We start from the raw sequence: 18,752 nt of genomic DNA, 5'->3' as shown, positions 1-18,752 counted from the left end.
CGAGTTCACAGCGGGCGCAACATAATTGGCATGCCGTCCTTCGGCACCGGCATGCCGCCGTAGTCCCACTCGCACGTGTAGCCGTGGCGGGGCGGCTCGAGCCGATACTTGCGCAGCAGGCGGTGCAGGATCGTCTTGATCTCCAACTGCCCGAACGTCATTCCGATGCACTTGTGGGCGCCGCCGCCGAACGGCGTGAACGCGTAGCGGTGCCGCTTGTGCTCGTTGCGAGGTTCGGTGAACCGCTCCGGATCGAATTTCAGTGGGTCCGTCCATAATTCGGGCAATCGGTGGTTCATTCCCGGGTAGGCGATCACGTTGGTGCCCTTGGGGATGTAGTAACCCAGTAGGTCGGTGTCGCGCACCGTCTGCCGCATCGCCCACTGCACCGGGGTCACCAGTCGGATCGACTCGTTCATCACCAGGTCGAGTGACTCCAGCTTCTCCAGCGACTCGATGTCGACCGGTCCGTCACCGAGCCGGTCGGATTCCTCGCGGCAACGCTGCTGCCACTCCGGGTGGCGGGCCAGGTTGTACGCCATCGTCGTCACCGTCGACGTCGACGTGTCGTGCGCGGCCATCATCAAAAAGATCATGTGGTTGACGATGTCCTCGTCGGAGAACTTGTTGCCGTCCTCGTCTTCGGTCAGGCACAACACTGACAGCAGGTCGTCGCCCGGGTTGGCGCGTTGTTCCTGGACGCGCTCGCGGAAGTAGTCCTCCAGCAGCTCGCGCGCCTTGAGGCCCCGCCACCACGTGAACGGCGGCACCGGAGTGCGGATGATCGCGTTGCCCGCGCGGGTGGTGATGGCGAGCGCGTTGTTGACCTTGGTCACCAGCTCGTGGTCGGTGCCCGGCTCGTGGCCCATGAACACCATCGAGGCGATGTCGAGCGTCAGTTCCTTCATCGCCGGGTAGAGCAGGAATCGCGCGTCGTTGGCCACCCAGTCGTTGGCGATGGTCTTCGAGATCACCTGGTCCATCTGCTCGACATAGCTGACCAGCCGGGAACGGACGAAGGCCTCCTGCATGATCCGCCGGTGGAACATGTGCTCTTCGAAGTCGAGCAGCATCAAGCCGCGGTTGAAGAAGGGGCCGATCACCGGCACCCAGCCTTGCTGGGAAAAGTCCTTGTTCCGGTTGGAGTAGACCACCTGCGCGGCGTCGGGGCCCAGCGCGGCGATGCCCGGGAGCACGGGTGAGTCACCGAAGACCACCGGGCCCTTGGTCTCGTAGAGGAACTTCAGATAGTCGGGTCCGCCGCGCAGCATCTCGATGATGTGCCCGATGACCGGGAGCCCCGCGTCGCCCACGGCCGCTTTGAGGTCGCTGCCCGGTGGCGGATCGGCAAGCTTGCGCTCCGCGAATTGATGGTTCAGCAGCCGGCGTTCGACGATGCCCATGCCCGGGAAGTTGTTGATCGACGGCGTGAACCGGCGCTTTGCCTGGTCGAGCAGGTAGTGCGGGGTGCTGATGGTGGCGGGCATGGACGCTCCTTTGCGGACCCGGGGCTGGTGACATCCGTCACTTGCCATTATCCTTCGGGAAAAAGTTGACGGCTGTCAAGTTTGCTTTTGGAGTGGTGTGGTGCAAGGTCAGGGGATGAGCAGCCACGCGGACCCGGGCGAGCCGGCGACGCGGCGACGCGGTGACAAACACCGGCAGGCGATCATGCAAGCGGTCCGTGAACTGCTGCAGGAGCGGCCGTTCGCAGAGCTGTCCGTCAGCACCATCAGTCTGCGGGCCGGGGTGGGCCGGTCCGGCTTCTACTTCTATTTCGACTCCAAGTACGCGGTGCTCGCCCAGATCGTGGCCGAGGCCACCCAGGAGCTCGAAGAACTCACGCATTTCTTCGCTCCGCGCCAGCCCGACGAATCGCCGGAGCAGTTCGCCAAGCGGATGGTGGGCAGCACCGCCGCGGTCTACGCGCACAACGACCCCGTGATGACGGCCTGCAATGCCGCCCGGTACACCGACGTCGAAATCCAGAACATGCTCGAGCAGCAGTTCGAGGTGGTGCTGCGCGATATCGTCGCGATCGTCGAGGCGGAGCTGGCCGCCGGTACCGCGAATCCGATCAGCGACGACATCCCGACGCTGGTGCGCACCCTGATGGGGACCACCTCCCTGATGCTGACCGGCGACCCGATCTTTGCCGGCCGCGACGGCGACCTGGACCGGCGCGTCCGGCTGCTCGAGCAGCTGTGGCTGAACTCCCTGTGGGGTGGCGACCGCGGGTAACGCGGCCGAGGGCGTTACCGGCGGTATCGTCACCGTCATGGCGCAGAGGGGATCGGCGCGGTATTTCGCGGGGAAGCGCAGTCTGATCACGGGCGCGGCCAGCGGCATCGGTCGGGCCACCGCGTTGCGGCTGGCGGCGCACGGGGCCGAGTTGTTCCTGACCGATCGCGACGGCGAGCGGCTGGCCCAAACCGTGGCCGACGCCCGCGCACTGGGCGCGCAAGTGCCGGCGCACCGCGTGCTGGACATCGCCGACTATGACGAGGTGGCGGCCTTCGCCGCCGACATCCACGCCGCGCATCCGAGCATGGACGTCGTGATGAACATCGCGGGCGTGTCGGCCTGGGGAACCGTCGACCGGCTCAGCCACGACCAGTGGACCAAGATGGTCTCGATCAATCTGATGGGTCCGATCCACGTCATCGAGGCGTTCGTGCCGCCGATGGTGGCGGCCCGCCGCGGTGGGCATTTGGTCAACGTGTCGTCGGCGGCCGGGCTGGTCGCGCTGCCGTGGCATGCCGCCTACAGCGCCAGCAAGTACGGATTGCGCGGCCTGTCCGAGGTATTGCGCTTCGACCTCGCCCTGCACCGGATCGGGGTCTCCGTCGTGGTGCCCGGGGCGGTGAAGACGCCGCTGGTCGACACCGTCGAGATCGCCGGCGTCGACCGCGGCGACCCCAGGGTTGGCCGGTGGGTGGACCGCTTCAGCGGTCACGCGATGTCGCCGGAGAGGGTCGCCGAGAAGATCCTGGCCGGTGTGGCGAAGAACAGATACCTGATCTACACGTCGCAGGACATCCGGGCGCTCTACGCATTCAAGCGGCTGGCGTGGTGGCCCTACAGCGTGGCGATGCGCCAGGTGAACGTCGTCTTCACCCGGGCGCTTCGGCCGGCCCCGGCGCAGCTAGGCCGGCATGACCAATTCGAGTCGCACCCCGAGTAGCCGGACCGGGCGGTCGAGTTCGAACAAATCCAGGACACTCAGGGCTGCCGCGACGATGACGTTGGCATCGGTGGTGGGCGCCGGCAGCTTGCGAATCTTGGTGCGTGTGGAGAACGTGGCGGTGCGCACGGTGACCGCGACCCGCGTGACGACGCGTCCCGCCGCCACGACTTCTGCCAGGGCTTGCCTTGCCAATTCTGTTACAGCCGAATCCATTTCGGATCGATCGGTGAGGTCGCGCGGGAACGTGACGACGTGACTGCGCGAGCGCGGGACCCAGGGCTCGGCGCTGACCTCCGCGTCGCCACCGCCCTTGGCGAGCAGCAGCAGCCACAGGCCGGTACGCGGCCCGAAGGTGGACGTGAGTAACTCGGCGTCGGTGTTGGCGAGCTGTCGTACCGTGGTGATATCCAGCGCCGCAGGCTTTTTCGCAGTCTTGGGGCCCACGCCCCACAGCGCGTCGACCGGCCGATCGGCCATCACATCCATCCAGTTCGCATCGGTGAGCGTAAAGACGCCACCGGGTTTTCCGAAGCCGGTCGCCACCTTGGCCCGTTGTTTGTTGTCACTGATGCCGACCGAACAGGACAGCCCGGTTTCCGAATAGACAACGGCGCGAATCTGTTCCGCGACGTCGGCGGGATCGGCCGCCGTCACCGACACGTACGCCTCGTCCCAGCCCCATACCTCGACCGGGTGTCCCAGATCGCGCAGCAATCCCATCACCTGGTCGGAGGCCTCGTCGTAGGCGGCCGGATCCGACAGTAAGAAGGTGGCGTCCGGGCAGCGCCGAGCCGCGGTGCGCAACGGCATGCCCGCGTGCACCCCGAACTCGCGAGCCTGATATGACGCGCAGGTGACGACCTTGCGCGGCTCGGTGGGATCACCACTGCCGCCGACGATTACGGGCAGACCCACCAGCTCGGGATGGCGCCGCAGCTCGACCGAGGCGAGAAACTGGTCGAGATCGACATGCAGGACCCAGCTCGACGTCGGCGAGGCCATCTCGGTCAGGTCACCGCCCACACAGCTTGCGCGCCAGGCTCTCCCAGGCATCGCCGAGGCTCTCCAGCGTGTGGCCGCCATAGTTCAGTTGATGCTCAACGTAATCCACGTCGAGCAGGGCCAACAGTGCGTCGGTTTGCACATCGAGATCGCCGCTGGTGTGGGCGGCCTGCAACAGCACCCGCACATGGGTGCGCTGCACCGACGCGGCTCCGACGTGGCGGGTCAGCGGTTCACCCTTGGCCGCCGACAACAGCGCGTGGTGGGTGTGTACGAAGCACAGCCGTTCGCGTCCGAATGCCACCAGCCGATCCATCGGCGGGGCGTCCGGCCCCAGCGGTGGCGGGCCGAACAGGAAGGCCTGCTGGCTGGCCCGTTCGTCTTCGTCGAGCAGCACCATCATCAGGCCGGCCCGACTGCCGAACCGGCGAAACAGCGTGCCCTTGCCGACGCCGGCGGCCGCCGCGACGTCGTCCATCGTGACCGCGTCCGCACCGCGTTTGGCGACCAGGCGGCGGGCTGCCTGCAGCAACAGCTCGCGGTTGCGTGCCGCGTCGCCGCGCTCTTGGGGCAGCTCGCGTCGAGCTGACACGCGCAATTCGCCCGACCTCTCGACACCGCTCACCACTGCACTTTAACGCGGCCGGAATAAAACGGACTATAGTCCGTTTGAGTCGTGCAAGGATGTACACCAACAACAGAAGGGCATGGAACTGTGGGAGATACCAAAGTCTTGGCGTTAGTCGGCAGCTTGCGGGCGGCGTCGATAAACCGCCAGATTGCCCAGCTGGCGGCCGATGTGGCGCCCGACAATGTCAGCGTCATCGTGTTCGAGGGGCTGGGCGAGCTTCCGTTCTACAACGAGGAAATCGACGACGTCATGAACGGTGACGCTGCGCCGCTGGATGCAGTGGTTGCGCTGCGCGCCGCCGCGGCGGAGGCGGACGCGGCCCTGGTAGTGACGCCCGAGTACAACGGCAGCTATCCGGCCGTCATCAAGAACGCCATCGACTGGCTGTCGCGCCCGTACGGCGACAGTGCATTGAAGGACAAGCCGCTTGCGGTGATCGGCGGGTCGTTTGGCCAGTACGGCGGGGTGTGGGCGCACGACGACACCCGCAAGTCGTTCGGCATCGCCGGCGCGCGGGTCGTGGAGGCGATCAAGCTGTCGGTGCCGTTCGGGACCTTGGAGGGCAAGGCACCCGGCGAGCACGCCGAGCTGGTGGCCAATGTGCGTGACGCGGTCGGCAAGCTCACGGCCGAAGTCGGCTGAATTTGGCTGCCTGAAAATTGGCAGAAGTCAACAAGCCGCTCGTGCGGTGACCAGCAGCGTTCGAGAAAGTTAATGCTAAAGCCGCCAGCCCGTGCTGGCGGCTTTGCTAGCGGAGGGCGGGGCCGCGCCCGGCGGCCTCGTTGTCGGTGGCCGGTGTTATACCTCTACTCATGGACGTCCCAGGCGGGCTTTGTGATCTGCGACACGCCGGGGCGTGTCGGTGTGGCAGGGCTTACGACCAGGGAATTTCAGAATTGTTATTCAGAACATCTTGTATCTGCAGATCTTGTCAGCCACTAGGTGTAGTGTTTGGCGAGCCGGCAGATCCCAGGTTCACCAAGCCGCCACGGCCCACGGAACCTCCCGGAATCGGCTCGAACACGTCGAAGTCAAGGCTTCGAACCGAGAGTCGCAGGACGGGAATCTGGGGGCTTGACGGATCGCTGAACATAGCGGCGATGTAGTGCCCCAAGCAGTTGCCAGTGCATAGCAAATTTTCCGACCTTCCTTCCCCGCAGAGGAGCGGCTTCAATGAGCATCACCGTGTACACCAAGCCGGCATGTGTGCAGTGCAGCGCCACCTACAAGGCGCTCGACAAGCAGGGCCTCGCCTACGAGAAGGTCGACATCAGCCTGGACACCGAGGCGCGTGACTACGTGATGGCATTGGGCTACCTGCAGGCCCCCGTCGTGGTGGCAGGAAACGACCACTGGTCGGGCTTCCGTCCCGACCGCATCAAGGCGCTCGCCGGAGCCGTGCTGAGCGCCTAGAGCGGTAGATGAGCAAGTAAGGAGGTTGCGGTGCACGCGCGCAACCTGGATTGGATGGGTGACGACCCGCAGCGCCCGGCGGCGCCGGGCTCGCGATCGTCACTGGTCTATTTTTCGTCGGTGTCGGAGAACACCCACCGCTTCGTTCAGAAGCTGGGTGTTCCCGCCACGCGAATCCCGCTGCACGGCCGCATCGAGGTCGACGAACCGTACGTATTGATATTGCCCACGTACGGCGGCGGTAAGGCCACTCCGGACATCAACAACGGCGGCTATGTCCCCAAGCAGGTCATCGCCTTTTTGAACAACGAGGACAACAGGTCGTTGATCCGCGGCGTTATCGCCGCGGGCAACAACAACTTCGGTGCCGAATTCGCCTATGCGGGCAACGTGGTTTCCCGCAAATGTGGCGTGCCCTACCTCTACCGCTTCGAACTGATGGGTACCCCGGACGACGTGGACGCCGTTCGCGCGGGCTTGGAAGAATTCTGGAAGGACCAGACGTGCCACCAACCGTCACTGCAGAGCCTGTAACCACCGGAGCCCACGCGTTGCCGGGGGAGACCGACTACCACGCGCTCAACGCGATGCTGAATCTGTACGACGCCGACGGCAAGATTCAGTTCGACAAGGACCGCGAGGCGGCGCATCAGTACTTCCTGCAGCACGTCAACCAGAACACGGTCTTCTTCCACAATCAGGACGAGAAGCTCGACTACCTGATCAAGGAGAACTACTACGAGCGTGAGGTGCTCGACCAGTACAGCCGCAATTTCGTCAAGACGCTGCTGGATCGGGCCTACGCCAAGAAGTTCCGGTTCCCGACCTTCCTCGGGGCCTTCAAGTACTACACCTCGTACACGCTGAAGACGTTCGACGGCAAGCGTTACCTCGAGCGGTTCGAGGACCGGGTCGTCATGGTGTCGCTGACGCTGGCCTCGGGCGACACCACGCTCGCCGAGAAGCTCGTCGACGAGATCATCGACGGCCGGTTCCAGCCGGCCACCCCGACGTTCCTGAACTCGGGCAAGAAGCAGCGCGGCGAACCGGTGAGCTGCTTTTTGCTGCGCATCGAGGACAACATGGAGTCGATCGGCCGATCGATCAACTCCGCGCTGCAGCTGTCCAAGCGCGGCGGGGGAGTTGCGTTGTTGCTGAGCAACATTCGCGAGCACGGTGCGCCGATCAAGAACATCGAGAACCAATCCTCGGGTGTCATCCCGATCATGAAGCTACTCGAGGACTCGTTCTCCTATGCCAACCAGCTGGGCGCGCGCCAAGGCGCGGGCGCGGTGTACCTGCACGCGCACCACCCGGACATCTACCGGTTCTTGGACACCAAGCGCGAGAACGCCGACGAGAAGATCCGGATCAAGACGCTGAGCCTCGGCGTGGTGATTCCCGATATCACCTTCGAGTTGGCCAAGAAGAACGAGGACATGTACCTGTTCTCGCCGTACGACGTCGAGCGGGTCTACGGCTTGCCGTTCGCCGACATCTCGGTGACCGAGAAGTACTACGAGATGGTCGACGACGCGCGCATCCGCAAGACCAAGATCAAGGCACGTGAGTTTTTCCAGACGCTGGCCGAGCTACAGTTCGAGTCCGGCTACCCGTACATCATGTACGAGGACACGGTGAATCGGGCCAACCCGATCGAGGGCAAGATCACGCACTCGAATCTGTGCTCGGAGATCCTGCAGGTCTCCACGCCGTCGCTGTTCAACGACGACCTGTCGTATGCCAAAGTGGGCAAAGACATTTCGTGCAACCTCGGTTCGCTGAACATCGCCAAGACGATGGACTCGCCGGACTTCGCTCAGACGATCGAGGTGGCGATCCGGGCGCTGACCGCGGTGAGCGACCAGACGCACATCACCTCAGTGCCCTCAATCGAGCAGGGCAACAACGATTCTCACGCGATCGGGCTAGGGCAGATGAACCTGCACGGCTACCTTGCTCGCGAGCGCATCATGTACGGCTCCGAAGAGGGTATCGACTTCACCAACATCTACTTCTACACCGTGCTCTACCACGCGCTGCGTGCGTCGAATCGCATTGCGATCGAACGCGATACGCACTTCAAGGGTTTCGAGCGCTCCAAGTACGCCTCGGGCGAGTTCTTCGACAAGTACACCGAGCAGGTGTGGGAGCCGGCCACCGATCGCGTGCGGGAGATCTTCGCCGAGGCGGGGATCCGCATTCCGACGCAAGAGGATTGGCAGCGGCTCAAGGAATCCGTGCAACAGCACGGCATTTACAACCAGAACCTGCAGGCCGTGCCGCCGACGGGGTCGATCTCCTACATCAACCACTCGACCAGCTCGATCCACCCGGTGGCGTCCAAGATCGAGATCCGAAAGGAAGGCAAGATCGGGCGGGTCTATTACCCGGCGCCTTATCTGACCAACGACAACCTGGAGTACTACCAGGACGCCTACGAGATCGGCTACGAGAAGATCATCGACACCTATGCCGCGGCCACGCAGCATGTCGACCAGGGTCTGAGCCTGACGTTGTTCTTCAAGGACACCGCCAACACCCGCGACGTCAACAAGGCGCAGATCTACGCCTGGCGCAAGGGAATCAAGACGCTGTACTACATCCGGCTGCGGCAGATGGCCTTGGAGGGAACCGAGGTCGAGGGCTGCGTGTCCTGCATGCTGTAACAGGCGCGGCATTCAGGGTAAGGCAGTAGCACCTGGTCCCTTAATGAGAGCCGCGGCCCGTTCGGCAATCGCATAGACGGTTGCCAGCGTGTTGCTCGCGGGTAGCGAGGGCATGACAGACGCGTCCACCACCCTGAGTCCAGTGATGTCGTGGACCCGAAGCTCGTCATCGACCACTGAATGCTGAGTGTGCCCCAGGGCGCATGTCCCTGCCGGGTGGAAGTAGGGGCCTACCGTCTGTTTGATGAACTCGCGCAATGCTTTTCTGCTGCTGACTCCCGGTCCCGGCGCCAGCTCCGCGCCGCGCCAGGCGTCCAGTGCGGGTCCGGTACCGATCTCTCGGGCCATCAAGAGACCCTCCACCAAAGTCTCCACGTCGCGCGCATCCCCGAGGTAGTTCGGGTCGACGATGGGGGCCGTGTCAGCGGCTGGTCCCGCCAAACGCACGCTGCCGCGGCTGAACGGCTGCATCGCGGATACGCCGATCACGTAGATATTCGGTATGTCGAGACCGGCCAAGACGCCGGTGTCCACGAACAGAATCTGTAAGTCAGGCGCCGCGGCGGCGAATGGGGAGCGGATTATGCCCATTATTTCGCCGTGGTTGTGCCGTGGCGTCGGAATCGGCTGAGTCGCTTGAAATATGACCCCGGTGAACGGGTGGTCTTGCAAATTCGACCCTACACCAGGCAGGTCAAGCTCAACGTCGATGCCGAGGTCGCGGAGATGGTTCTGCGAGTCCGACACCCGAAATCATCAGCAGTCGCGGCGAGCCAATTGCACCGGCGCACAGCACGACTTCGGCTGCCACGGCCACAGTCGGAACCTGGCCCGCGACGCGGTACTCCACTCCGCTACAGCGCCCGTCGGCGATTCGTAGCCGATGAACGACGGCATCCGCGACCAGGGTCAGATTTTCGCGGGGAAACACTGGCCACAGATAGGCATCCGCCGCGCTTTGCCGGCGCCCGTTGGAAATCGTCACATCCGGCGCTGCAAAACCCAACTCAAATCCGCTGCTCAGATCCTGCGCAGGCGGATGGCCACACTGCAACGCGGCGCGCAGCCCGGCAGCAAGTACCTCGTTCGGCGACTCCACGGGGGCAACGTGCAGGAGGCCTTTCGCGCCGCGCAACGCAGGATCACCGCCGCGTGCGCACTCGCTGGCCTTGAAGTAAGGCAAGAGGTCGTCGAACCGCCAGCCGGGTGGCCAATCGGCATAACTATCGCGGTGTCCGCGGACGAACATCATGCCGTTGATTGCCGAGGACCCGCCGATTCCGCGCCCGATGGGTAAATGCACCGCCCGGCCGGTTGCCGCCTGCACCGTGGTGAGACCGCCGCCGTCGGCCGAACTCTTGATCAATGTCGGCCACTGCGGCGGTTGCGCGCTGGACGGCGGAAGGGTGGCACTTCCCGCCTCGAGAAGCAAGATCCGGACGTCGCTGTCATCGCTCAGCCGGCGCGCCAACACGCACCCGGCGGTACCCGCGCCAATGACGATGAAGTCGTATGACTCGGTTCCTGGCAAGATGAATCTTCTCCTCAGGCGCTGGGGTCCAACTCATTCGATCGGACATCGGCTTTCGGGTCACTTATGATTCGTCGCCGACGCCGTGCACCATAAGACGGCGAGTGGCGGGCATCAAGTCCAGCACGCCACGGCCGGCATCTCACCGCGCTTTCTGGCCATGGCCCGCGCAATGCGGCTAGACCGGCGGCGACTGTAGCCCTAACTTTGCTGCAGAGAGCGCCCGGACGATCGAGACTCGTTCGGGCTCCGGATGATTCAAGGGGGCGACCATGCCGCGCACACGTGACGATAGTTGGGACCTCAAGACCGGCGTCGGCGCGACGGCCACGATGGTGGCCGCCGCGCGAGCCGTCGCCAGCAGGCAACCCGATCCGTTGATCTGCGATCCGTTCGCCGGGGTGTTGGTTCAAGCGGTCGGACTGAAGTTGTTCACCCAGTTGGTGTACGGCGCAATCGAATTCGCTGACCTCGGCGTCGACTGGATGCCCGCGTACTTCGGCATGCGCAGTAGCAGCCTGGACGACTTCGTCCGCGATGCCTGCCGGTCCGGCATTCGGCAGGCGGTGATCCTGGCTTCCGGATTGGATTGCCGCGCCTACCGTTTGACCTGGCCGCCGGGGATGTCCATCTACGAGGTCGACCAGCCGCGGGTCATCGAGTGGAAACGCGACGTCCTGACCGGCTTGGGTTGGCCACCTCAACAGGGGCATCACTTCGTGGGCATCGATCTGCGCCACGACTGGGCGGAGGCGTTGCGGCAAGCCGGTTTCGACGACGCTGCCCCGACCGTGTGGGTGGTCGAAGGGCTCCTCATCGGGTATCTGCCGCCCGAGGTACACGACGAAATACTCGACGCGATCACCGCATTGAGTCCTTCGGGCAGCCAACTCGCGGGCGATTACGTCGCCAGCGGCCGACCCGACGCGCTCGGAGAAAATCTGAGAAAAATTCACGCGAGGTGTAACGAGCTGGACCCCGAAATCGAGTTGCACGGCCTGACTTTCGCCGGGCAGCACGCGGACCCCGTGGCCTATCTGACCGAGCGTGGCTGGACCACGCGCAGCGCGGACCTCGCCGAGGTGTTCCGCACAGCCGGACAAACCGCTCCCACCACCGACGGCTTCGTCGAACTCGCAAGTTTCACGCGGATGCTCAGCGGGTTGCGCACCTAACCATCGTCCCTACACCAATCACGCGCGCGGCGTCGGGCCCGCGTTTTGTAACTGGTTCTAGGAAGGCGATTTTGTTGACTGTTTCGATACGACGGCAACTGGTTAGCAGGCTCTGGCTGCCCACGCTGGTGGTCGTCGTTGCCGTCTTGGCGGGATGCGTCATCGACTCAGCTCATGGGATCTTCGGCTCCCAGGACCGAACTCGAAGCCCCGGCGACAAATTCTCGATAGCTCAGTTCAATCCCAAACGCATCGAATACGACATCTTCGGCGATCTGGCCGGGTGGGGGAGGGTCAGCTACTGGGACGTGAACGCGCGCCCGGTGGAGGTCGACCTCGCGGCGTTGCCCTGGACCCATACCGAAGTGACTGTATTGACGACGGCGACCGCCGACATCACCGCGCAGGTGGCGGGCGGAGACATCGGCTGCCGCATCACCGTGGACGGGCAGGTGCGCGCCGAACACACCGCAACGGGTGAGCACGCCGGCGTCTGGTGCCAGGTGCTGTCCGCATGAACCACGACAGCGCCACCGTCGATGTGCGCAAACCCTTCGTCGCGCGGACCATCCGCAAGTTCGCCGGGCCCGTGATGCTCGGGTGGATCGCGCTCATGGTTGGGCTCAACGTCATCGTTCCGCAGCTAGAACCGGTTACCGAGGCGAACCGGGGCCCGCTGGTCCCTGTCGACGCGCCATCGTCCCAAGCGCTCATTCATATCGGGGAAGTGTTCAAGGAATCCGACAGCAACAGCCTGTTGATGGTCGTCTTGGAGGGCGACCACAAACTGAACGAGGCCGACCACGCGTTCTACGACGATTTGGTCGCAAAGCTGAAGCACGACCAGCACGTTCAATATGTCATGAACCTGTGGGGCCAAGGCACCACTGCTGCCGGGGTGCAGAGCAATGACGGCCTGGCGTCCTACACGCTGGTGCGGGTGGCCGGCGACCTGGGTTCGTCACTGTCCGACCAGTCGATCAAGGCAGTGCGGGACTTGGTCTCGCAGATCAAAACCCCGCCGGGGCTAAAGGTATACGTCTCGGGTGCGGCGCCCTTGTCGGCGGACATGCTCGAGATCGGCAACAAGAGCCTGATCACGATCATGTTCGTGACGATCGAACTCATCGTCGCCATGCTGCTGGCCGTTTATCGCTCCATCTCGACTGCGCTTCTCATCCTGGTGATGGTGATGATGGAACTGGTTTGCGGGCGCGGCTTCGTCTCGTTCCTCGCTTACCACAAGTTCATTCAGATCTCCGAATTCGCGCCGAACATTCTTGTTTCTCTTATCCTTGGTGCGGGTACCGACTACGCGATCTTCTTGATCGGCCGCTACCACGAAGCACGCCAAGCCGGCGAAGATCGGGAAGCTGCTTACTATTCCGCAGTCAACGGCGCATCCCACGTCATTCTGGGATCTGGTCTCGCGGTGGCCGGCGCAACCTTCTGCCTCACATTCACCCGGCTGAATTATTTCAATACATGCGGGATCCCCTGCGCTGTGGCCATGCTTACCGCGGTCGCCGCTGCCCTGACCTTCGGTCCGGCCCTGCTGACGCTGGGCAGCCGGTTCGGCATATTCGAGCCGAAACGCCGTGGTGGAGCTGGAATTTGGCGCAAGGTGGGCACGCTCACGGTCCGGTGGCCTGGCCGGGTCCTGCTGGCAAGTTGTGTCGTGGTGCTAGTGGGATCGCTCACGCTCCCCACCTACCACCCCAATTACGATGACCGGCTCTACGTTGCCGATGATGTCCCGTCGAAACAGGGATATGCCGCGAGCGACAGGCACTTCCCGGTCAGCAAGCTGAACAGTGACATGCTGGCGGTCGAATCCGATCACGACATGCGCAATAGCACAGACATGCTTGCGCTGGACCGTTTGGCGCGCAACATTTTTCACTCTTCCGGCGTGGGAATGATCCAGAGCACAACCAGGCCTCTGGGTACGCCGCTGGAGCATTCGTCGTTCACCTACACGATCGGCACGATGGGGACGAAGATCAAAGAACTGTTGCCATTCCTCACCGACCTGAACAACCGGCTCACGGACACGGCGAGCATCACCGACCGCATGGCGGGCCTCTTACGTCGCCAGCAGGGGTTGACGTCACAACAGGCGGGTGCGGCCCATATTGCCGCCGACGCCGCCCGAGGTATGAAAGAGGTCACCGACTCGATGCGGGACAACGTGGCAGACTTCGACGACTTCTGACGCCCGATTCGTAGCTACTTCTATTGGGAGAAACACTGTTTCGATATCCCGCTGTGCTGGTCGCTGCGATCGCTGTTCGACGCCACCGACAAGATCGACCAGCTGGATGAGCAGTTGGACAAGAACCTGAAAGCCGCGTTGATTCAGGATGCCCTGACGCCGCAACTCGTCGAACTCATCGGTCAGAGCGCTCATCAACTCGATAACTTGCACCAGATCCTTCTGACCGACCACAGCACGATACAAACTCAGTTGACACAGCTGGATGAGCTGAGCCGCCAGATGATGGACCTGGGCTACGCCTTCGACAGTTCGAAGAACGACGAATTCTTCTATCTGCCGCCAGATGCGTTCAGCAATCCGTCTTTTCAGATCGATCTCAGATACTTCATGTCCCCGGACGGTAAATCCGCGCGATACATGGTCTTCCACGACGGAGAGGCGCTCACCCCCGAAGGGATCAAGCAAGACCAGACCTATCTGCCCGCCGCCAAAGAAGCGCTGAAGGGCACGACGCTCGCTGGAGCGCGGGTCTATCTGGGCGGCGCCGCGGCTACTTACTGGGACATCCAGGATGCCGCGAGAACAGACCTGATCATCGCGGCCACAGCAGCTTTCGCGTTGATCTTCCTGGTGATGCTGCTGATCACCAGGAGCATCGTCGCAGCATTGGTCATCATCGGGACGGTGGCGTTCTCCTATTCCGGGGCGTTCGGTCTGGCGGTCCTGTTCTGGCAGCACTTGGTCGGCGTCCCCCTGAGCTGGCTGAACCTGCCCCTCACCTTCATCATCTTGGTGGCGGTCGGTTCGGACTACAACTTGTTGCTGATCGCCCGCTACCTCGAAGAGAGCAAGGCGGGGCTGAACACCGGTCTGCTCAGAGCGGTTGCCAATTCCGGCAAAGTCGTCACCACCGCTGGGTTGGTATTCGCCGTCACCATGATGGCGATGCTTTCCAGCGACTTGCTCAACATCGGCCAGATGGGAACCACCATCGGCTTCGGACTTCTGCTCGACACGCTGATCGTGCGTTCGTTCATCACACCCGCCCTAGCCCGTCTGCTCGGACCATTCTTCTGGTGGCCCAGGCTGATCCGCTCCCGGCCGCCGCGGACGACTACCAGGCGACCGGTTGCCCTGGTCGGCGCGAGTGTCGATCGGTGAAGCCCATACGGGGCACTACGCAAGAAGATTGTACGCCGTGAATTTCGATGATTCGCAATTGGCGCCCGTGCGGCCCGAGGATGCCGCAGCCCTGGCCGAGACGGTCGGTGGTTCGGTTCTGCTGACGGGCGACCCGGGATATGACGAGGAACGCGCGGTCTTTAACCTCAATCACGAGCTCATGCCCGCGGTGATTGTGGTGGCGCAGAGCGCAATCGACGTCAAGGCGGCAGTTGTCTTCGCGGCGGCACAGCACCGACCGGTTCTGGTGAAGACGACCGGCCACCAGATCGTGGGCACGGCACAGGGTGCCGTGCTGATCACTACCCACCGGATGAATAACGTCGACATCGATGCGGTCGGCCGCACTGCCAGAGTCGGCGCGGGAGCAGTATGGGCCGAGGTTGTCCAGAAAGCAGCCGAGGCGGGGCTGGCACCGCTGAGCGGGTCGAACCCCACGGTGGGAGTCACCGGTTACACCCTGGGTGGCGGTCTCAGCCCGACCCTGGGGCGCTCCCACGGTTACGCCGCCGACCACGTCCGCTGGTTCGACGTGGTGACGGCGGACGGCGAATTGCGGCATGTCGACGCAGAATCCGAGCCCGAACTGTTCTGGGCGTTACGCGGCGGCAAGGGCAACTTCGGTGTGGTCACGACGCTTGAATTCGACTTGTTCCCGGTTGCTCGCCTCTACGGCGGCGGCATCTACTTTCCCGGCGAGCGGATGAGCGACGTGCTGCGGGCCTGGACTGCCTGGCACCCGAACACGCCGGAAACCATGGTCTCTTCATTCGCGGCACTGCGGCTGCCGCCGCTGCCCCAAGTACCCGAACCGCTTCGCGGCGTGTTCACGGTGGCTCTGCGGATCGCCTACAACGGCACAACTGACGACGGCGAACGGATGATCGCACCGCTACGGGCTGTGGCATCGACAACCTTGGACACCGTTGCGGACATGCCGTATACCGCAGTCGCATCGATCCACGACGAGCCGACCGAACCGTTGCCCTACTACGAACGCAGCATCATGCTGCGGGAGTTCCCCGTGGAGGCGCAGAACAAGCTGGTCGAACTCGTCGGTCCGGACTCCGACACCACCATGTGGATCGCCGAACTGCGTGCCCTTGGCGGAGCCTGGGATCGGGAGCCGGCGGTGCCCAACGCCGTGGCGACCCGAGGCCTGCCGTATGTCCTGTTGGGCGTCGACGTCGGTCCGCTGTCAGAGGAACAGCGGCTCAAGGAGTCGATCGCTGCCTTGCTCGACGGCATGGCGCCATGGCGGGGCGACCGACTGCTGGTGAACAATCTTGCCCCCGAAGAAGCAACGGACGCCCTAGCGATCTATGGCCCCGAATGCTACGAGCGCCTGGCGCGTGTCAAAAAGGCGTACGACCCGACCAACATGTTCCGCCTTAACCACAACGTGTTGCCCGCCGGCTGAGCACCGACGGTCGTCTGGATGCGACGCGCGGCGTGCTCGCTGCGGCCGCCTGTGCCCGGTCGTCGCAGCGATATGTTCATGGGCAGGCCCCGTCACAATCGCCGGTGCTGACTAGCGAACATCGCAGTCGAAATCCAGTATCGCCCTAATGAACTGTTGCGGGTCGTAGTCGACCGCCTGGTGTCCCTGGCCGCGCAAAGCGACGATCGTAGCGCCGGTGATTCGCGCAGCGACGGCCTGGGTGGCCGCCCGGAAATACGCGGGGCTCTCGGTGCCGAGCAACAGACGGACCGGGACGGTGATCTTGGCGAGCCGCTCTGTCGCGCGGTAGGCGTTGGTTTCCGCGAGCTCGCGGCCGGCGGTGTGTCCGATCGAGTCGGCGAGATAAGAGAACTCGCGATCCGCAAGGTCTTTGATGGCCGACCGGGGGAGGTGCAGGGTTTCGCGATAGAACGCTTCAAGGATTTCGCGCGGGTCGGCCATCCTGGTGATGCGTGCCAGACCCTCTGGTGAGCCGACGTCAAGACCTGTCGACGGTATCGGTGGCTCGTAGAGCATGGCCCGACGGAAAGCCGGTGTGATCAGGGCAGCTTCCAGGACCGCCAATGCCCCGTAGGAATGCCCGAGCACATAGACATTTCCGCCAAGGGCTTCGGCGATGGTCGCGACATCCTCGGCTTCCCGGCCGAGGCTGTAGGGCTCGATTTCGGCAGTGCTGAGTCCACGGCCGCGGCGGTCCATCGCGTGGACGGTGTAGCGCTGTGCCAGCGCCGGCATCACCGGGGACCAGCGAGCGCGCGTGCCGGTGCTGCCGTGCACAAGCAACAAGGGCGGCCCGGCACCGACCGATTCATAGCCGATCCTGGTTCCGTCGGGGGAAATGATGGTTGTCATGGCAGTTGCAACGTCGCCGCAGACTCGTTCGGACTTGTCAGGCACGCCATGCCGTCCACAGAAACTGCCATGGCCCAAATCGTTTGGCGGCAAACCTGTCTACCGCTCACAATGTGTCATCTTTTCCATAGAAACGGACGCCTTTGCGTACCGCCGACATGCGCGGCGCGAGATCGTCGTTGTCTTTTTCGACCGCCGCGACTGGATGGAAGGTGTCGAATGAGACTTGAACACGACGGACCGCTCCAGCTACTCACCGCGCCCGGGCCGACCGGAGGAGGGAACTGCGCGTGAGCTGGCAGCGCATGCCGGGCACGGCTGCCGAATATGGGGAGGCCTCAAGGCGGATGGAGATGGCCGTAGTCGCAAATATCAGTTTCACCACAGCGCTGATGGCCGATGTCGCGAGCGCCGCGGGCACATCATGATCGACGGTCTGCGTATCCGGATGGATACCTCAGATCCGGAGGACGCGCGAGCGCAAATCGCGTCCGTGTACTGCCCTCACCGCCTCACAGTTCGTGGCGACTTGTCGGCGTTCCGTGCGCGGCATGCCGAGGGAGGCACCAGCGGGTTGGGTATCTACTCACTGTCGTATGGGGCGGCTACCACATTGATGGATTCGTTGGCGTTCGACGACTTCGTCCTGGTGTCCCAGCAGATCAGCGGACGGCTCGGGGTTCGGGCCGAAAGTGGAGACCGCCTGCTGTCGCCGGGCGAACGCGTGGTGCTCGACGCGCACACCGCCTATCACTTGCGCTGGGAAGAAAATTGCAGGATTTTCCATGTGCGAATTCCCCGTGCCGAATTCGAGACGGCCGTCGCCGAGTTCACCGGTGTGACTCAGCCGGGCGCGGTCCGCGTTCCGTTGAGCCGGCACCCATCCGAAGCGGGAACGGTGGCCGTCGCAAAGGTGATGCAATTCCTGCTCCGCAATGCCGGACCGAACGGGCTCCTGGCGTCCGAGTCACTACTGTCCGACCAGATGCGGCGGATGTTCATCGCGAGCGTCGTCGAGGCTTATTCAGGGGCTTTTCCCGCGGCCGATGCAAGCCCGACTGGCGCCGTCAGATCGCCGGCCGTCCGTCGAGCGATTGCCTACCTCGAGGACTGCGCGGCCGAGGACATCCGCATCAGAGACGTCGCCGCGGCGGCCCGGGTGAGCACTCGCACCCTGCAGCAAGCGTTCCGTCAACACCTGGACACGACCCCGATGGCATACCTGAAGTCGATTCGCCTCGCTCGCGCACACACCGACCTGAGGCGGGCTTCTGTCGGTGAAGGCGTGACCGTCGCCGCCGTCGCCTACCGGTGGGGCTTTGCCAATCTCGGCCGTTTCGCCGCCGACTACCGACGGGAATTTGGTCGCTCTCCCAGCGAGGTGCTGCGCGCGGCGTGCTGATATGCGCAGGTCACACATGGCAGCGCGG

17 protein-coding genes and 1 pseudogene are annotated in these 18,752 nt (G+C 63.7%); 12 read left to right on the top strand and 6 right to left on the bottom strand.

The features are described from left to right. Window positions 1-5 precede the first annotated feature (5 nt). Window positions 6-1,487: a cytochrome P450 gene (locus tag G6N54_RS09495; RefSeq protein ID WP_163789817.1), complete on the bottom strand. Its 1,482-nt coding sequence runs from the start codon at window positions 1,485-1,487 to the stop codon at window positions 6-8. 115 nt (window positions 1,488-1,602) lie between these two features. On the opposite strand from G6N54_RS09495, the gene G6N54_RS09490 reads away from it, so the two are divergent. Together G6N54_RS09490 and G6N54_RS09485 are read left to right on the top strand one after the other, a co-directional pair. Further along, entirely contained in the window at window positions 1,603-2,241 is a 639-nt protein-coding gene (locus tag G6N54_RS09490; RefSeq protein ID WP_163789816.1) for a TetR/AcrR family transcriptional regulator, read from the top strand. Window positions 2,242-2,278: 37 nt separating this feature from the next. Beyond that, complete coding sequence (locus G6N54_RS09485) at window positions 2,279-3,184, top strand: SDR family oxidoreductase (RefSeq protein WP_163789815.1); 906 nt, start codon at window positions 2,279-2,281, stop codon at window positions 3,182-3,184. Here G6N54_RS09485 and G6N54_RS09480 read toward each other — a convergent pair. Together G6N54_RS09480 and G6N54_RS09475 are read right to left on the bottom strand one after the other, a co-directional pair. After that, window positions 3,146-4,189, bottom strand: a complete 1,044-nt coding sequence (locus G6N54_RS09480; protein WP_163794620.1) for a DNA polymerase IV — start codon at window positions 4,187-4,189, stop codon at window positions 3,146-3,148. The two genes, G6N54_RS09485 and G6N54_RS09480, sit on opposite strands and share 39 nt — an antisense overlap. A gap of 10 nt (window positions 4,190-4,199) precedes the next feature. Then, complete coding sequence (locus G6N54_RS09475; protein ID WP_163789814.1) at window positions 4,200-4,814, bottom strand: TetR/AcrR family transcriptional regulator; 615 nt, start codon at window positions 4,812-4,814, stop codon at window positions 4,200-4,202. 51 nt (window positions 4,815-4,865) lie between these two features. Here G6N54_RS09475 and G6N54_RS09470 point away from each other — a divergent pair, with 51 nt between their 5' ends. From G6N54_RS09470 to nrdE, 4 genes are all read left to right on the top strand, one after another. Then, complete coding sequence (locus tag G6N54_RS09470) at window positions 4,866-5,462, top strand: NAD(P)H-dependent oxidoreductase (protein WP_372513297.1); 597 nt, start codon at window positions 4,866-4,868, stop codon at window positions 5,460-5,462. Between the two features lie 531 nt (window positions 5,463-5,993). Continuing rightward, on the top strand, window positions 5,994-6,233 hold the full coding sequence (locus G6N54_RS09465; protein WP_163789812.1) for a redoxin NrdH: 240 nt from the start codon (window positions 5,994-5,996) through the stop codon (window positions 6,231-6,233). Between the two features lie 54 nt (window positions 6,234-6,287). Continuing rightward, window positions 6,288-6,767: a class Ib ribonucleoside-diphosphate reductase assembly flavoprotein NrdI gene (gene nrdI, locus G6N54_RS09460; RefSeq protein ID WP_163794619.1), complete on the top strand. Its 480-nt coding sequence runs from the start codon at window positions 6,288-6,290 to the stop codon at window positions 6,765-6,767. Beyond that, window positions 6,737-8,902, top strand: a complete 2,166-nt coding sequence (nrdE, locus tag G6N54_RS09455) for a class 1b ribonucleoside-diphosphate reductase subunit alpha (RefSeq protein ID WP_163789811.1) — start codon at window positions 6,737-6,739, stop codon at window positions 8,900-8,902. The genes nrdI and nrdE overlap by 31 nt, the downstream gene beginning before the upstream one ends. Before the next feature lie 12 nt (window positions 8,903-8,914). On the opposite strand, the gene G6N54_RS30365 is transcribed toward nrdE, so the two are convergent. Beyond that, window positions 8,915-9,493, bottom strand: coding sequence for a GMC oxidoreductase (locus tag G6N54_RS30365; RefSeq protein WP_232073531.1), 579 nt, complete (start codon window positions 9,491-9,493; stop codon window positions 8,915-8,917). A gap of 109 nt (window positions 9,494-9,602) precedes the next feature. Beyond that, the gene (locus G6N54_RS30360; protein WP_232073530.1) at window positions 9,603-10,433 is read right to left on the bottom strand and encodes a GMC family oxidoreductase; all 831 of its coding nucleotides are present in this window, start codon (window positions 10,431-10,433) and stop codon (window positions 9,603-9,605) included. Window positions 10,434-10,705: 272 nt separating this feature from the next. Here G6N54_RS30360 and G6N54_RS09445 point away from each other — a divergent pair, with 272 nt between their 5' ends. The 4 genes and pseudogenes from G6N54_RS09445 (at window position 10,706) to G6N54_RS09430 (ending at window position 16,428) form a co-directional block, all read left to right on the top strand. Then, the gene (locus G6N54_RS09445) at window positions 10,706-11,608 is read left to right on the top strand and encodes an SAM-dependent methyltransferase (RefSeq protein ID WP_163789810.1); all 903 of its coding nucleotides are present in this window, start codon (window positions 10,706-10,708) and stop codon (window positions 11,606-11,608) included. A 74-nt stretch (window positions 11,609-11,682) separates the two neighbouring features. Then, on the top strand, window positions 11,683-12,126 hold the full coding sequence (locus G6N54_RS09440) for an MmpS family transport accessory protein (RefSeq protein WP_179969190.1): 444 nt from the start codon (window positions 11,683-11,685) through the stop codon (window positions 12,124-12,126). After that, window positions 12,123-14,987, top strand: a pseudogene (locus G6N54_RS09435) (MMPL/RND family transporter). Before G6N54_RS09440 ends, G6N54_RS09435 begins: the two are co-directional and overlap by 4 nt. 37 nt (window positions 14,988-15,024) lie before the next feature. Then, a complete protein-coding gene (locus tag G6N54_RS09430; protein ID WP_197939582.1) occupies window positions 15,025-16,428 on the top strand; it encodes an FAD-binding oxidoreductase in 1,404 nt (467 codons plus the stop codon). A gap of 111 nt (window positions 16,429-16,539) precedes the next feature. Here G6N54_RS09430 and G6N54_RS09425 read toward each other — a convergent pair whose 3' ends face one another. Continuing rightward, window positions 16,540-17,322: an alpha/beta fold hydrolase gene (locus tag G6N54_RS09425; RefSeq protein WP_163789809.1), complete on the bottom strand. Its 783-nt coding sequence runs from the start codon at window positions 17,320-17,322 to the stop codon at window positions 16,540-16,542. Between G6N54_RS09425 and G6N54_RS09420 the strand changes: the two genes are divergently transcribed. Continuing rightward, window positions 17,321-17,545, top strand: a complete 225-nt coding sequence (locus G6N54_RS09420) for a hypothetical protein (RefSeq protein ID WP_163789808.1) — start codon at window positions 17,321-17,323, stop codon at window positions 17,543-17,545. The two genes, G6N54_RS09425 and G6N54_RS09420, sit on opposite strands and share 2 nt — an antisense overlap. Before the next feature lie 201 nt (window positions 17,546-17,746). Further along, window positions 17,747-18,724 carry an AraC family transcriptional regulator gene (locus G6N54_RS09415; RefSeq protein ID WP_332107609.1) on the top strand — a complete coding sequence of 326 codons (978 nt, stop codon included), beginning with the start codon at window positions 17,747-17,749 and terminating at the stop codon, window positions 18,722-18,724. Window positions 18,725-18,752: the final 28 nt, after the last annotated feature.

This window comes from Mycobacterium stomatepiae (assembly GCF_010731715.1).
In the GTDB taxonomy this organism is placed as follows: domain Bacteria; phylum Actinomycetota; class Actinomycetes; order Mycobacteriales; family Mycobacteriaceae; genus Mycobacterium; species Mycobacterium stomatepiae.
This window is presented reverse-complemented; position numbering and strand designations above follow the sequence as displayed.